The sequence below is a fragment of the Bradyrhizobium sp. Kon56 genome, assembly GCF_055807635.1.
This window is the reverse complement of record NZ_JBVVOU010000365.1, coordinates 1-287: the sequence shown is the minus strand read 5'-3', so window position 1 is coordinate 287 and position 287 is coordinate 1. Positions and strand designations below refer to the sequence as shown.

The following is a 287-nucleotide window of genomic DNA, read 5'->3' as shown; positions in this document are numbered from 1 at the left end:
CGGTCAATTTTTGATCAACTTTCAGCGGGGGCCAATATGGGCAGGGTCAGATGAGCGCTAGAGTCAGCCAGTACCCGTGGGTGAACGGCCTGCACTGGGCATTCTGGAGCCCGCTGCAAGTGGTGTTCCTGGTGGTGATGGTGGCGGTAATGCTCGCCGCTCAGTACTACCTGCCCGCCGTGCCCTGGACCCACTTCAACCTGCAGAAACACTGACCACGCCAGCCGGGCCTGGGTGCAATGCTCGGGCTCGGCAACTTGCGTTCGATCATCGCCCACAACCCGCTC

The 287-nt window shown here is 61.3% G+C and carries 1 protein-coding gene; it reads left to right on the top strand.

Annotation, left to right across the window (positions count from 1 at the left end):
* Positions 1 to 50: 50 nt before the first annotated feature.
* Positions 51 to 215, top strand: a complete 165-nt coding sequence (locus AC0L3B_RS39325; RefSeq protein ID WP_473383172.1) for a hypothetical protein — start codon at positions 51 to 53, stop codon at positions 213 to 215.
* The last annotated feature ends 72 nt before the right edge of the window (positions 216 to 287 follow it).